This is a genomic window from Aeromonas enteropelogenes, assembly GCF_020097295.1.
Taxonomy (GTDB): Bacteria; Pseudomonadota; Gammaproteobacteria; order Enterobacterales; family Aeromonadaceae; genus Aeromonas; species Aeromonas enteropelogenes.
This window is the reverse complement of the sequence record NZ_CP083625.1, coordinates 2,916,473-2,930,946: the sequence shown is the minus strand read 5'-3', so window position 1 is coordinate 2,930,946 and position 14,474 is coordinate 2,916,473. Positions and strand designations below refer to the sequence as shown.

The 14,474-nt window shown below is 59.9% G+C and carries 13 protein-coding genes; 11 read left to right on the top strand and 2 right to left on the bottom strand.

What is annotated here, in order from left to right:
• Positions 1-42 precede the first annotated feature (42 nt).
• From LA321_RS13805 to secD, 6 genes are all read left to right on the top strand, one after another.
• Positions 43-441, top strand: coding sequence for a YcfL family protein (locus LA321_RS13805; protein WP_042025492.1), 399 nt, complete (start codon positions 43-45; stop codon positions 439-441).
• Positions 441-1,037: a penicillin-binding protein activator LpoB gene (lpoB, locus tag LA321_RS13800; protein WP_042071921.1), complete on the top strand. Its 597-nt coding sequence runs from the start codon at positions 441-443 to the stop codon at positions 1,035-1,037. Before LA321_RS13805 ends, lpoB begins: the two co-directional genes overlap by 1 nt.
• Positions 1,027-1,857 (top strand): phosphotransferase, encoded by an 831-nt coding sequence (locus tag LA321_RS13795; RefSeq protein WP_042071923.1) that lies wholly within the window; start codon positions 1,027-1,029, stop codon positions 1,855-1,857. Before lpoB ends, LA321_RS13795 begins: the two co-directional genes overlap by 11 nt.
• Before the next feature lie 3 nt (positions 1,858-1,860).
• A complete protein-coding gene (locus tag LA321_RS13790) occupies positions 1,861-2,718 on the top strand; it encodes a DUF6279 family lipoprotein (RefSeq protein WP_042071925.1) in 858 nt (285 codons plus the stop codon).
• Between the two features lie 94 nt (positions 2,719-2,812).
• Positions 2,813-3,232: a hypothetical protein gene (locus LA321_RS13785; RefSeq protein WP_042071927.1), complete on the top strand. Its 420-nt coding sequence runs from the start codon at positions 2,813-2,815 to the stop codon at positions 3,230-3,232.
• Positions 3,233-3,422: 190 nt separating this feature from the next.
• Positions 3,423-5,192 carry a protein translocase subunit SecD gene (gene secD, locus LA321_RS13780; RefSeq protein ID WP_407929455.1) on the top strand — a complete coding sequence of 590 codons (1,770 nt, stop codon included), beginning with the start codon at positions 3,423-3,425 and terminating at the stop codon, positions 5,190-5,192.
• Here secD and LA321_RS13775 read toward each other — a convergent pair.
• On the bottom strand, positions 5,182-5,334 hold the full coding sequence (locus tag LA321_RS13775; protein WP_156476414.1) for a hypothetical protein: 153 nt from the start codon (positions 5,332-5,334) through the stop codon (positions 5,182-5,184). The two genes, secD and LA321_RS13775, sit on opposite strands and share 11 nt — an antisense overlap.
• Here LA321_RS13775 and secF point away from each other — a divergent pair.
• The 4 genes from secF to tyrA all read left to right on the top strand — a co-directional run bounded on the left by secF (position 5,312) and on the right by tyrA (position 10,422).
• Positions 5,312-6,226, top strand: coding sequence for a protein translocase subunit SecF (gene secF / locus LA321_RS13770; protein ID WP_209418310.1), 915 nt, complete (start codon positions 5,312-5,314; stop codon positions 6,224-6,226). The two genes, LA321_RS13775 and secF, sit on opposite strands and share 23 nt — an antisense overlap.
• Before the next feature lie 222 nt (positions 6,227-6,448).
• Entirely contained in the window at positions 6,449-7,768 is a 1,320-nt protein-coding gene (gene glgC / locus LA321_RS13765; protein WP_042071933.1) for a glucose-1-phosphate adenylyltransferase, read from the top strand.
• Positions 7,769-8,138: 370 nt separating this feature from the next.
• The gene (locus LA321_RS13760; protein ID WP_042071935.1) at positions 8,139-9,212 is read left to right on the top strand and encodes a 3-deoxy-7-phosphoheptulonate synthase; all 1,074 of its coding nucleotides are present in this window, start codon (positions 8,139-8,141) and stop codon (positions 9,210-9,212) included.
• Between the two features lie 70 nt (positions 9,213-9,282).
• On the top strand, positions 9,283-10,422 hold the full coding sequence (gene tyrA / locus LA321_RS13755) for a bifunctional chorismate mutase/prephenate dehydrogenase (protein WP_042071937.1): 1,140 nt from the start codon (positions 9,283-9,285) through the stop codon (positions 10,420-10,422).
• A gap of 493 nt (positions 10,423-10,915) precedes the next feature.
• On the opposite strand, the gene LA321_RS13750 is transcribed toward tyrA, so the two are convergent.
• The gene (locus LA321_RS13750; RefSeq protein WP_026458453.1) at positions 10,916-11,968 is read right to left on the bottom strand and encodes a porin; all 1,053 of its coding nucleotides are present in this window, start codon (positions 11,966-11,968) and stop codon (positions 10,916-10,918) included.
• Positions 11,969-12,364: 396 nt separating this feature from the next.
• Here LA321_RS13750 and dinG point away from each other — a divergent pair, with 396 nt between their 5' ends.
• Positions 12,365-14,437: an ATP-dependent DNA helicase DinG gene (dinG, locus tag LA321_RS13745; protein ID WP_042071938.1), complete on the top strand. Its 2,073-nt coding sequence runs from the start codon at positions 12,365-12,367 to the stop codon at positions 14,435-14,437.
• Positions 14,438-14,474: the final 37 nt, after the last annotated feature.

Here is a 14,474-nt window from a genome sequence, read left to right as displayed (position 1 = left end):
AACCACCGGCGTGGCCCCCGGCCTGCCGGCAAGGAGAGCAAGATGAAAAGATGCACACTGGCCCTGGGGCTCGCGCTGCTGCTGACGGGCTGTGCCACCAATACCTCCGGCATTGCGCTCTATGGTGCGGCGGGCGCTGCAGCTGTGGCGGAGCAACATCAAAACGTCAACGTCACCCTGACCGAGCTGAGCCGGCGCGAGCAAAACGGCCTGCTGCAGGTCAATGTGGCGGCCACCAGCACCCAGCGCAGCGACAACCGTCTGCAATACCTGTTCTATTGGTATGACGAGGCGGGTCAGGAGGTGGCCAGCGATGGCCGCGGCTGGACCCCACTCAAGCTGCACGGCTATCAGAGCCGCACCCTGTCCGCCCTGGCGCCGAGTCCGGCCGCCCGAGGCTACCGACTCTATGTACGCGAAGTGATTGAGGAATCCTACTGATGAAAATGAATCATGCCCTGCTGATATTGACCGGCGCCCTGCTCCTGGGCGGCTGCTCCAGCACCACCGTCAGCTATGGCGATCCGACCGAAACCGAGACGGTCACCGTCGATTACGGCTCCACCGATCTGCAGGCCATCGCCGACAAGATGGCGGATTCCCTGCTGGCCTCGCCCGCCACCAGCGAGATCACCGCGGGGGGACGCCCGGTGATGTACATGGATTCCATCCGCAACAAGACCTCCGAGCATATCGATACCGAGGCCATCACCGACACCATCCGCACCAAGCTGCTGCGCGCCGGCAAGTTCCGCTTCGTCGACATGAGCAAGGTGGCCGCCATCAAGCAGCAGCTCGAATATCAGCAGAGCAGCGGCATGGTGGATCCTGCCACCATGGTGCGCATCGGCCAGCAGACCGGCGCCCGCTACATGGTCTATGGCAACCTCGCCAGCATCGTCAAGGACAACGGCAAGGTGAAGGACGTCTACTACCAGATGACCATGAACCTGCTGGATCTGCAAAGCGGCGAGCTGCCGTGGGCCGATCAGAAGGAGATCCGCAAACAGGCGAAGAAGTCCACCTTTGGCTGGTGATCCGCACCTGGCAGCCCTGCGGCGCCGCCTGCCCGCCCCCTGGGCAGAGGCAGAGCTGACGCCGCTCGGGGCGGGCCTGACCAACTGCAACTACCGACTGCGCCTCCCCTCGGGGCGCAGTTACTTTCTGCGCCAGGGGCACCCGGATCCGGTACGGCTTGGCATCGACCGGGCCACCGAGTGGCGGCTCTATCGGGGGGCCATGGCCGAGGGGATCGCCCTGCCCTGCCATCACAGCGATCCCGCCACCGGCCTGATGCTGCTCGACTGGTGTGACGAGCCGAACTGGGCCGACGCCCCGCCGCCGCGGGCCGAGCAGCCGAGGCGCCTGGCCGATACCCTGCGCACCCTGCACCGCCTTCCCCTGCCCTCCGTGGTGATGGCGGTACGGGCCCATGCGGCCGGCTATCGCGCCAGACTGGCGCGGATCCCGTCCTGGCTGCCGGCGCTGGAGCGCGCCCTGCTCGCCAGCCGCGAGCCGGATGATTGCTGGCTGCCTTGCCACCATGATCTCAATCCGGCTAACTTGTTGGGAGCAAGGCCCTGGGTCATCGACTGGGAGTATGGGGCGGCGGGCCATCCGGGCTTCGAGGTCGCCAGCATCCAGCGCACCCACGGCTGGCAGCCACAGGAGCGGGAGGCGCTGGAGGAGCACTATCTGCGCGCCCTGCCCCGGGAACGACGGTTTTCCTTTCACGGCGAAGCGTTCCTGCCCTGGGTCGATTACATCGCCCTCCTGTGGGCTCTGCTGATGGCCGAACAGCAAGACCATCCCGATTATCACGGGCTGATTGATCTCAATCGGCAACGACTGGAGTAACCGATGACAAACAAGGTGCGCTGGTACCAACCGAAAACCTGGGGTCTGTTGCTGCTGACGCTGATGCTGGTGGGCTGCTCCACCCGGATCATCTACTACTGGCTCGACACCGCCATCATCTGGCAGCTGGATGACTATTTCGCCCTCTCCTCCTCGCAAAAGAGCCTGCTCAGCCGCGAGGTGAAGGGGTTGATGGCCTGGCACCGGCAACACGAGCTGCCCCGCTATGCCCGGGATCTCGATGTGCTGGCAAAAGCGGTGGCCAGCCCCATGACCCCGGCACAAATCGAGACCAATCTCGATGCGGTGCAGGAGAGCCTGACCCGCACCCTCAAGAACACCATCCCCCGGGCAGTGCGCCTCGCGCGCACTCTGACCGACGAGCAGGTGACCCGCTTCATGCAGGACAGGGTCAAGCGCCAGCAGGAGCGGCAACAGGAGTTTGCTGATCAGCCGAAGGAGCAGATGCTGGCGGAGTTTCGCGACAAGATGAACAAGCGACTCGCGTTCTGGATTGGCGAGGTAAAACCGGCCCAGGCACCGCTGGTGGCCCAGTGGGCCGAGTGGCAGTACGAGCTGATACCCCCCTGGATCGAGTTTCAGACCTCCTGGACCCTGGAGCTGGATCGGTTGATGAAGCAGCGCCAGAGCCCGGATTTTAACCGGGAGCTGACCGATCTGCTGGCTCAGGGGGATGGCCTGATGGATGGCCGCTTCACCGGCTACACCGAGCAGTCGCGCCAACGCACCATCGAGTGGCTGAGCGCCATGAGCCAGTCGCTGGACATTTCGCAGCGGGCCCACCTCTACAGCCTGCTCAAGGGGTATGCCCGCGATTTTTCGCAGATGACCGGCAATTGACTCACTTCCAAGCCGGCACGGCAGGTCTGTGCCGGCTTGTCCGACCCCGCCTCCTGTGATAGCTTGCCCCTCTCGTTTCTCTGGAATTGATCGTTTGCGTCCCATCGACAAAGTCAAACTGGTGCTGATGACCCTGGTCATCTCCTTCACCCTGCTTTGTTCCATCGTCCAGGTGGAAGGGCCACGGCTGCCCGCGGCGACGCAAACCCATACCCTCTCCCAGGCAAGCGACAGCGACGACGGCATCATCAAGTTTGTCGCATCCCATCAGAATCATCTGCTGCGCCTCGAGCAATCCCAGCGCAATGACACTCAACCCAGAACCCTTGTCTATGAGCTGGTGCACAGCTGGTCTGCCGAGGCCATCCTGCTGTTGCTGCTCGGCTGGCTGACGCCTGTCATCCTGCTCTATCACAGACAGAGTTTTCGGGACTTTTTCGGTGCCATTCACCGGCACCGCCTGCAGCGTCAGCACCTGCAATACCGCTTCAGCCAGAGCTATCTGATCGCCTGACCCCGAGGGGTTGGCACATCTCTTTTTCGCGCTTCTCCTCCCCTTTGACGGGTTGCACCCAGGTGTCATCCCGCCCTGTTCGCATCTTTATTTTTTAGCGCCTTGCCTGCCCCCAAGGGCCGGCCCGCGCCCCTTCTCCTGACAGAGGCGATTTGCCATGAGAAAACATCACAGCGCCATTCTCAACCGCATGAGCAGGTGGCAGTACGCACTGCTGCTGCTGATGCTGTTCACCTTTACCTTTTACTCCCTGCCCACCTTCTTCGGTGAGCAGCCCTCCCTCGGCCTGCACGGACAAGCGGCCTTGACCGTCAGTCAACATCAACTGCTGGCCGAGAGCCGGATCGCGCCGGTCAAGACGGTGCAGCAGCAAGACAAGGTCGAGCTGGTGTTTGCCACCCAGCAAGAACAGCAAAGAGCCAAGCAGTTGCTGGAGCAGCAGGGAGTCGACAGCGCCGCCCTGACCCTGGAGTTTCACTCCAACGCCCCCGGCTGGATCAGCTGGCTCGGCGCCTCCCCCATCAAACTCGGGCTGGACTTGCGCGGTGGCTCCCAGCTGCTGATCGGGGTCGACGTCAATTTCGTCATCGACGCCCAGACCAACAATCTGGTGGACTCCCTGCGCAGCCGCTTTCGTGATGCCCATCTGCGCGGCGCCAACGTGATGCGAAGCGAGCAGGGCACCGTGATCGTGACCCTGCCGGAGGCGGCCGAGCAGGCCCCCTGGCTCACCATCGTCAAGGAGAGTGCCGGTACCTTGCAAGGGCAGTGGCAGCTCACCCGCAGCGGCAACGAGCTGCGCCTGGTGTTGAGCGAGGCCGAGCGTACCCTGCTGGTCAACAACGCCGTGACCCAGAACCTGTCGATCCTGAAAAAACGGATCAACGAGCTCGGCATCGTCGAGGCCTCGGTCCAGCGCCAGGGGCAGGAGGGCATCCGCATCGAGCTGCCCGGGGTGCACAATCCCAAGCAGGCCAAAGAGGTGATCGGGGCCACCGCCTCCCTGGCTTTCTACGAAACCAAGGTAGACAGCCACTTCTATATGTCCGATCGCCACGGGCAGGCCATCCCCATGGCACGCAAGCCGGTGCTGACCGGCGAGCATATCGTCGACGCCCGCGCCAGCATGGGGGAGATGGGTCAACCCCAGGTCAATATCGTGCTCGACACTCTGGGGGGCAGCAAGATGAACCAGTTCAGCCGCCAGCACGTGGGCAAGGCGATGGCCACCGTCTTCACCGAGTACAAGACCAATGCCCAGGGGCACCTGAGAGCCCACAGCGAGGTGATCAACGTCGCCACCATCCAGACGGCCCTTGGCAACCAGTTCCGCATCACAGGCCTTGCCAGCATGCCCGAGGCACAAGAGCTGGCCATGCTGCTGCGGGCCGGCGCCCTCACCGCGCCGCTGAAGATCCTGGAAGAGCGCAGCATAGGGCCGACCCTCGGCATGCAGAACATCGAGGCGGGCTTCACCGCCCTGGCTTTTGGCATGGCGGGCATGATGCTGTTCATGATGGCCTGGTATCGCAAGTTCGGCTGGGTGGCCATCACGGCGCTCATTGGCAACCTGTTGATGCAGGTCGGCATGCTGGCGGTACTGCCGGGCGCCGTACTGACGTTGCCGGGGATCGCCGGCCTGGTGCTGACCGTGGGCATGGCGGTGGATACCCATGTGCTCATCTTCGAGCGGATCAGGGATAGGCTGCGTGAAGGTGGCAGCCTCGCCAATGCCATCGATTTCGGCTATCGCTCGGCATTTCGCACCATCTTCGATGCCAACATCACCACCCTGATCTGCGCCGTGGTGCTCTACTCCATCGGCTCCGGACCGCTGCAGGGCTTCTCCATCACCCTCATCCTGGGGCTCGTCTCCAGCATGATCACCGGGATCTGGGGCACCCGCGCCATCATCAATCCCCTGTGGGGACGCAGCCGCGAGCGCACCCTCAGGGTCTGATGGGCCAGCGCCCTCTCAGGTAGCTTCGCAACCAGCCGGCACCAAGGCCGGCCACCCTTTTTATCTCGCGCAGGTCCGCCTGCGCGAGCAAGGCCACTTCGGTGGCCAGGAGAAACAACATGTTGAGAATGATTGTTGCCATGGGCCTGACCCGTTGGCGCTACATCGGTCTGTGGGCCTCCATCCTGCTGACCCTGGCCAGCATCGCCATCCTGCTGATGAACGGCCTCACCCTTGGGCTCGATTTTACCGGCGGGATCCTGCTGGAGTTTCACATCCAGACCCTGAAAGAGGCCCATGAGCTCAACGCCATGCTGACCTCCCCGCTGGCCGGCGCGCTGGAGCTGAGCTCAGCGGGCGTGCCGGGGGAGTGGCTCATCAAGCTGCCGCCCCACGAGCTGCCCTGGGCCGCCCCCGAGCTCGCCGCCCTGCTGGGGGAACAACTCGGCATGCCGGTCGAGCTCTTGCGCACCACCATCGTTGGCCCGCAGGTGGGGGCCGAGCTATTCCAGCAAGGGATGCTGGCGGTGCTGGTAGCCTCGGTGGCCATGTCGGCCTATCTGGCGTTTCGCTTCGAGTGGCGTCAAGCCATCGGCATCCTGCTCTCGGTGGTGCACGATGCCATCGTCGCGCTTGGGCTGCTGGCGCTATGCAACATCGAGTTTGATCTCAATGTGATCGCGGGCTTGATGGCGGTGATCGGTTATTCGCTGAACGACAGCATCGTCATCTCGGATCGGCTGCGGGATCTGCTGAGCTCCCGCACCAGGATGAACATTCATGAGTGTTCCGATGTCGCCATCAAGGCCACCTTCAGCCGCACCATGATCACCTCGGGCACCACCCTCTTCACCGTGGGCGCCCTGCTGCTGTTCGGGGGGGATGCCCTCTACGGCTTCTCCTTCATCTTGTTTATCGGCATCCTGGTAGGAACCATCTCCTCCATCACGGTCGCATCGACGGTGCAGGAGCTGCTGGGACTGACACCCCAGGCGTATCAGAAACAGGCGGAGCCTCTGCCTCAGGAGGCATAACCCCAGCGCCCCTGCCACCGCTGGCAGGGGCCATCCTTCTTTCCCCCTTCCCTTTGCCATCCCGTCTGACTCTTGAAAGTCTGATTACCCCCTCGGCACATCACATTACTGACAACAAAGTCACTTAATAATCGTCACGACGAATGTTCTGTGATTGAAAGCACTTTCATTGGGTCTCAAAAGAGGCATTATCAGGATAAGTTAGCCACAAAGGGATAGAAGATGTTGTTACAACCTGCCAATACTGCAAGATCCAGACAGTTGCTGAACGAGACCATGGCGTTGGTGCTCGCAGGAGGGCGGGGCAGTCGCCTCAAGCAGTTGACCGATAACCGGGCAAAACCGGCAGTCCATTTTGGCGGCAAATTCCGCATCATCGATTTCGTGTTGTCCAACTGCATCAACTCCGGCATTCGCCGGGTTGGCGTGGTGACCCAGTACAAGTCCCACAGCCTGTTGCGCCACCTGCAATCCGGCTGGTCCTTTTTACGCTACCAGATGAATGAATTCATCGATCTGCTGCCCGCCCAGCAACGGGTAGACGAGGTGCACTGGTATCGCGGCACCGCGGATGCGGTCTACCAGAATCTGGACATCATCCGTGATCACGCCCCCAAATATGTGGTGGTGCTGGCCGGGGATCACATCTACAAGATGGATTACGCCGCCATGCTGCTCGATCACGTCAATCAGGGTGCAAAGGTCACGGTAGCCTGCATCGAGGTGCCCCGCAGCGAAGCCAGCGCCTTCGGGGTAATGGCCATCGATGAGGATCGCAAGATCAACGCCTTCGTGGAAAAACCCCTCAACCCGCCAGCCATGCCGGACAAGCCCGACACGGCGCTGGCGTCCATGGGGATCTATATCTTTGACGCCGACTATCTCTACCAACTGCTGGAAGAGGACATCGCCAACGAACACTCCCACCACGACTTCGGCATGGACGTGATCCCGCGGGTCGTTGAGGAGGGCACCGCCTATGCCCACCCGTTTGGCATGTCCTGCGTCGGCTGCTGCCCGCAAAAGCGCCCCTACTGGCGCGACGTGGGTACCCTGGATTCCTTCTGGGAAGCCAACATGGATCTCGCCTCCGTCACCCCGGAGCTGGATATCTACGATCAGGAGTGGCCCATCTGGACCAGCCAGAACATGACGCCTCCTGCCAAGTTCGTGCAGGACAGAAATGGCCAGCACGGCATGGCCATCAACTCCATGTTTGCCGGCGGCACCATCGTCAGCGGCTCTTTTATCGTGAGTTCGGTGCTGTTCACCAATGTGCGGGTCGACTCCTTCTGCACCCTGGATCAGGCGGTGATCTTCCCGGGTGTGGAGATTGGCTCGGGTTGCCGTCTGCGCCGGGTGGTTGTCGACAAGGGGTGCAAGCTGCCGCAAGGCATGGTGATCGGTGAGAATGCCGATGAAGATGCCCGCCGCTTCTATCGCTCGCCGCAAGGGATTGTGCTGGTGACCAAGGAGATGCTGGACGCGCTGGCGCGCAGCCAGCGGGTCGCTGGCGCCGCCAAGGTGACCGTGACGGTATAAGCAGGGCTTAACAGATCTGGTTTGTGACGGGGGGCCTTCGCCCCCCGTTTCTCTGCCTGACCATCAGGTCGGAGCACCAATTGTAATTATAAGTTTACAAAATCATATTCCACCTACCTTTAATCTCTCTTTTTCATTCCATTTAACGCTATCTGATTTTTACTTAGATACTTTTGTAGCGTAAAAGCGCGCTTTTCACTTGCTTGTTTGCCATTCCTTGCTATGGTGGGCAGCAATCCGTAACAAGAAGTGGACAGTGTAATTAAATATTCACACCTCTCTCTTGGTTTGCTGACGATGCGATGATGCATCACCCAGTGGCAACCCGGATCCAGAATCAATATGCGACACCCAGTAGAGAGAAGCCGCCATGCACCGAGATCCCCTGAACAACATCCATATCCAGTCCGAGCAAGTGATGATCACCCCGGCCCAGCTCAAGGAGAAACTGCCCATCTCCGAGCGCGCGCTGGCATTCGTGCAAGGTGCCCGCAACACCATCGCCGACATCATCCACCGTCGCGATCACCGTCTGCTGGTGATCTGCGGCCCCTGCTCCATCCACGACATGGACGCCGCCAAGGAGTACGCCACCCGGCTCAAGGCGCTCCATGATGCCTATCAGGACTCTCTCTACATTGTCATGCGGGTCTACTTTGAGAAGCCGCGCACTACGGTGGGCTGGAAGGGCTTTATCAACGACCCGAATCTGGACGGCACCTTCGACGTGGAGCTGGGGCTGCACCGGGCCCGCGAGCTGCTCTGCTGGCTCGCCGAGCTGGAGCTGCCGCTGGCGACCGAGGCCCTCGACCCCATCAGCCCGCAATACCTGGCGGAGCTCTTCTCCTGGTCGGCTATCGGTGCCCGCACAACAGAATCCCAGACCCACAGGGAGATGGCGTCCGGCCTCTCCATGCCGGTCGGCTTCAAGAATGGCACCGACGGCAACCTGGGCACCGCCATCAATGCCCTGCAGGCGGCCTCCAGCCCCCACGCCTTCATGGGGATCAACCAGCAGGGCCAGGTCGCCCTGCTGCAGACCCAGGGCAACCCGGATGGCCACGTGATCCTGCGCGGCGGCAAGCACCCCAACTACGATTCGGTCAATGTGTCGCTGGCGGAAGAGGCGCTGGAAAAAGCGGGCCTGCTGCCCGGCCTGGTGGTGGATTGCAGCCACGGCAACTCCAGCAAGGATCACCGTCTGCAGCCCAAGGTGGCCGACAACGTGATCCACCAAATCCAGGAGGGCAACCGCTCCATCATCGGGGTGATGCTTGAATCCAACCTGTTCGAGGGCAACCAGTCGAGCGAGCAGCCCAAGTGCGAGATGCGCTATGGGGTCTCCATCACAGATGCCTGCATCGACTGGGACACTACGGCCGATCTGCTGGCCCGTTGCCACAGCCAGCTGGCGGCGCCACTCAAAGGCAGAACCGCCTCCTGAGTCGTGGTATCTTGTTGTAACCTCTTGAATCACAGGGCGTCGCAGCCAGCGGCGCCGACAGGGACCGGATATGGCTGAAGAGTTGAATGCCCTCAGGGACAAGATAGATGCGGTAGACAAACAGCTGATCGATCTGCTGGCTGCCCGTCTTGCCCTGGTGGGGGAAGTGGGAGAAGTGAAGAGCCGGCACGGCCTGCCCATCTATGCCCCGGATCGGGAGGCAAGCATGCTGGCTCGCCGCCGAGCCGAGGCCGAAACACTGGGGGTGCCCGGCGATCTCATCGAAGACGTGCTGCGCCGGGTGATGCGCGAATCCTATATTCTGGAATCCGCCAGCGACAAGGAGCACCACTTCAAGTGCATGAAGCCGGACCTTGGCAAGGTGGTCATCATCGGCGGTCAAGGCCAGCTTGGCCGCCTGTTCGGCAATCTGTTCAGCCTCTCTGGCTATCGGGTCGAGACCCTCGAGCAGGAAGACTGGCCGCGAGCTGACGAAATCCTCGCCGATGCGGGACTGGTGATGGTGGCGGTGCCCATCGACATCACCTGCCAGGTCATCGACCGGCTCGGCAACCTGCCCGCCCGCAGCCTGCTGGTGGATGTTACCAGCGTGAAGGAGGCGCCGCTTGAACACATGCTGGCGGTGCACAAGGGCCCTGTGCTGGGACTGCACCCCATGTTCGGGCCGGATGTGGCGAGCCTCGCCAAGCAGGTGATCGTCTGCTGTCAGGGGCGCAACGCTGCCGCAAGCCAGTGGCTGCTGGATCAGATGACCATCTGGGGAGCCCGTCTGCAGCAGGTTGAGGCCAAAGCCCACGACGAGGCCATGACCCTCATCCAGGCACTGCGCCACTTTGCCACCTTCGCCTATGGCTGGCATCTCTCCCGCGAGCAGGCCAACATCGACCGTTTGCTGAATTTAAGCTCCCCTATCTACCGGCTGGAACTGGCCATGGTGGGGCGGCTGTTTGCCCAGGATCCGCATCTCTATGCCGACATCATTTTGTCGTCACCGCAGAACCTGGCGATGATCCGCCGCTACTACCAGAACTTCGGTGAGGTGCTGGGGTTGCTGGAGCAAGGGGACAGGGCCGGCTTTATCGATGCCTTCAGCCAGGTATCCGGCTTCTTCGGCGAACATGCGCAGCAGTTCCTGAGGGAAAGCCGCACCCTGCTGGCCCAGGCCAACGACCGCCGTCACCACGGCTAAGCCCGGTTTGTCATCTAGCATACATAAAAGAGGGAAGGCAGAGCCTTCCCTCTTTTCTCCCGCCCAGTAATCCCAGCAGGCCCTCTTCCTGATAAGAACTTGTCCGTATTCCCAATCCTGTTTTACCAGGCTTCTCCTCCTGCTGCCTGACCCCAATATCTGTAAACCTAGCCCCTCACTCTGTCAGCTACAGCTTCTATTTACACCAGCATGGGTAACTCTCACAGCCGATAACGAGACTCTGTAGTGGTCAACTAAATCCTGACATGCTGAAGGCCTATTTCGCGTGATGGAACAGCATAAGGAAACAACGGAAGCCACCTTAGAAAACGTCCAGGGGCATATCGGAATAAATGGTGAGGTCATCAGGGACAGGAATCAGAAGGGTTCTGGGCCGTATCGGGGTAGTAGAAATGAAAATGGCCAGACTGAACAGTCTGGCCATTTAAGCGTCAAGTCAGAGACTCAAGCTAGGACTTCATGCAAATACAACTTAGAAGTTGTACTGCAGAGCAACAGTCCACTTGTCGTCAGCATCTTTGATGCCGTCGATACGGTACTCGGTGTAAGCTTTCAGCTTCGGAGTGAAGGCGTACTGAACACCCAGCAGAGTGTCTTGAACAACATCTTCGTACTCGAAACCGGTCTCACGAGCTTCAGCGTAGTTGTAACCAGCCAGGAAGGTCCATGCGTCTACGTTGTAAGAAGCTGCGAACTCGTAGCCTTTACCATCAACTTTTTCACCAGTGGTTTTGTTCTTGATTTCACCATCGGTGTACATACCGGCAAAGTAGAAGCCAGCGATGCTGTAGTTGGCGCTAACAGCCCACTCTTCTTTCTTGCCATCTTCTTGAGCCAGGGTATTCTTGCCTTCCAGGTCAGAGTATGCGTAACCAGCATTCAGGCCCAGACCGAAGTCGAATTTGTAACCCAGGGTGGTGGCATAAGCGTTCTTACGCTTAACATTGGCGAGAACAACTTCTTTGATTTCACCACCAGCATCGCTGCTAACAACGAATTCATCGTCGTTGGTCTGGTAAGACACTTTACCAGTGAAACCGCCGAAGCTGTTGGAGTAGATGATCTGACCTTCTTGACGACCATCGTAGTAGTTACCGCGGCTGCCCCACTCGTTGAAGATATCGGTGGCTTCCAGCACGTCGTAGAAAGCGGTATCGGTTTGACCGAAGATGATCTTACCGTACTGAGAACCATCAAAACCTGCATAGATGTGACGAGCTTTGAATTTGGTGTCGTCAGAGTTTTCAGCCGCTACTTGCCACTCGGTCTTGGCAATACCGGACCAGGTGTCGTTCAGGGCAACTTTGCCGGACCAACCCAGACGGGAAGAACCAATCAGCTCAGCATCGACATCTTTGTAACCAGACGCAGCGGTGGAATCAGCTTCGTTGGTATCACCGTAGTAGTTAGCCTGAACACGACCGTATACGTCGAACTGGGTACCGTCTTTGTCATAGATCACTGCAGCGTTAGCGGCGGATGCAAACAGAGCCGGGATGGCAATAGCCAGAATTGTCTTTTTCATAGTTTCCAATGCCTACTGTAATTAAACACTAAGTCGTTGTTATTCCCTGTGTTAGCGATGTACTTTGCATCACTATGGCGCCGAGACTAGCACCCAGATTTCTGAACCGCAATGAAAAAACTTGGAACTTTTTATGGAAATCATGGTCACCGAGGGAAAAATGTGAGCCAGGTCCCATATTGCCTACCCACAAAAGGAAAACGTTTACAACCCATTTTGCTGTATTTTTGGTCTCGAGTAGCTTGTTTCACAGGCTATGTCGTTTAACTGCCTGATAAACAACCAAAGTGGTCTGATCTGCACGAAAAAGCCGTGATCATGGCCTCCATCTCGACCCCGACAGTGCGTTACAGGTATCCTACCTCTTCAATTGATCTCCTGACTGGCCTCTTCCTTATGTTGTCAACTCGCCTCAAAGCGACCATTCGCCATACCTATCGCCAGATTGCCGATGGATTACCCGGTTTCATGCCCCGCAAGGAGCAGAATTTCCTGGTGGCGGAAATCGCCAAGACCCTGACCGGAGAGTATGACAAGCAGCGCCGTATTCTGGTGGCCGAGGCGGGTACCGGTATCGGCAAATCTCTTTCCTATGCCCAGGGAGCCATCCCGGTGGCCCGTCTGACCCAGAAAAAACTGGTGATCTCTACCGCCACCGTGGCCTTGCAGGAACAGTTGATCCACAAGGACCTCCCTTTTTACCATCGACATAGCGAACTGCCGTTTCGTTTCATGTTGGTCAAGGGACGCCAGCGCTACTGCTGCGAACATCTGCTGGAGCAGGCGGCGAGTGGCAGCGAGATGGCCAACTTCGAATTCGACTTCACCGCGCTCAGCAAGCACAAACCGTCGGATGCAGACAAGGATCGCTACCAGGCCCTGTGGCAGGCCTATACCCATGGCAAATGGGACGGAGACAGGGATAACTGGCCCGATCCTATCCCGGATCCCTGCTGGGATCGCATTGCCGCCGACCGCCATACCTGCAACAAGGCGCTCAGTCACCATCAACACTGCCCCTTTCATCGTGCCCGCAATGACATGGATACGGCTGACGTGCTGGTGGTCAACCACGCCTTGCTGCTCTCCGACCTCACCATGGGGGGCGGCATCATATTGCCGCCACCCGACGAGTGTCTCTATGTGCTGGACGAGGCCCATCACCTACCCACCATAGCCCGGGATCACGGCGCCGCCAGTGCCAGCGTGAAGGGTTCACGCCGCTGGCTGGAAAAACTGGTGCAAAGCGCCGGCAAGCTGGGGCGAACCCTGAACAAGGAGAGCCTGCTCGACCCGCAACTGAAATTGCAGGATGCCCTCGCCTCCATCCAGCCCGACTTGAAAGCCGTCGAGCAGTGGCTGGCTGCCAACGATCGGTTATTTGGCAGCGAGCCCCATTACCGCTTCAGTGACGGCATCTTGCCGGATCCTCTGCCCATGCTGGCGGAGAATCTGAAGGAGTCGAGCAAGAAGGCGCTGCGGGCACTGGATCGGCTGCAGGGCGCCATTGGCGAAGCCCTGAAGGATGGCGAGATCCGCCGCAAGGAGGCCGAACCTCTGTTGGCCGAGAGTGGTTTTCACCTGCAGCGGCTGGAAAACTTTTGCGCCCTGTGGGAGATGCTTAGCCGCCATACGCCAACAGGCAAGACTCCCCTCGCCCGCTGGATGGCCAGGAGCGAGGATGGCGATATCTGGCTGCATGCCTCCCCCATCGAGGTGGGCTACCTGCTGGAGGAGTGGCTCTGGTCCAAATGCCTGGGAGCCGTGCTGGTCTCTGCTACCCTCACAGCCCTCTCCTCCTTCAGCTATTTTCGCCATCAGGTGGGGCTCAAGGAGCATGACGGTACCCGCTATCTGCGGCTGCGATCCCCGTTTGATTACCAGAAAGCCGAGCTCTATTTGCCAAAGATGGCCCACGAGCCCAACTCCCCGGCCTTTACCCAGGAGTTGATCGATACCTTGCCACGCTTGCTGGCAGGTAAGGAGGCAAGCCTGGTGCTCTTCTCTTCCTACCGACAAATGAATGAAGTAGCGCAGGGTCTGCGGGCCAAGGGGCTGTCACTGCTGGTACAGGGGGAAGCCTCCCGCCACGCCCTGCTCACCCTGCACAGGCAGAAATGCGACGGGGGACAAGCCAGCATACTGTTTGGCACCGGCAGCTTCTCGGAAGGGCTGGATCTGCCGGGCCACTACCTCACCAACCTGGTGATCACCAAGCTCCCCTTCGCGGTCCCCAATTCACCGGTCGAGGAGGCCACGGCCGAGTGGGTCGAACAGCGGGGGGGCAACCCCTTCCTGCAGCTGACGGTGCCTGAAGCCTCTCGCAAACTGATCCAGGCCTGTGGTCGTCTGATCCGCAAGGAGGCGGATCGTGGGCGGGTCACCATCCTTGATCGTCGCCTGCTGACCAAGCGTTATGGCAAGGGGCTGCTGGATGCCCTCCCTCCGTTCAAGCGACGCATCGACTAGAGCTCGCCTCTGCTGTTGATAATAAAGCCGGTAATGG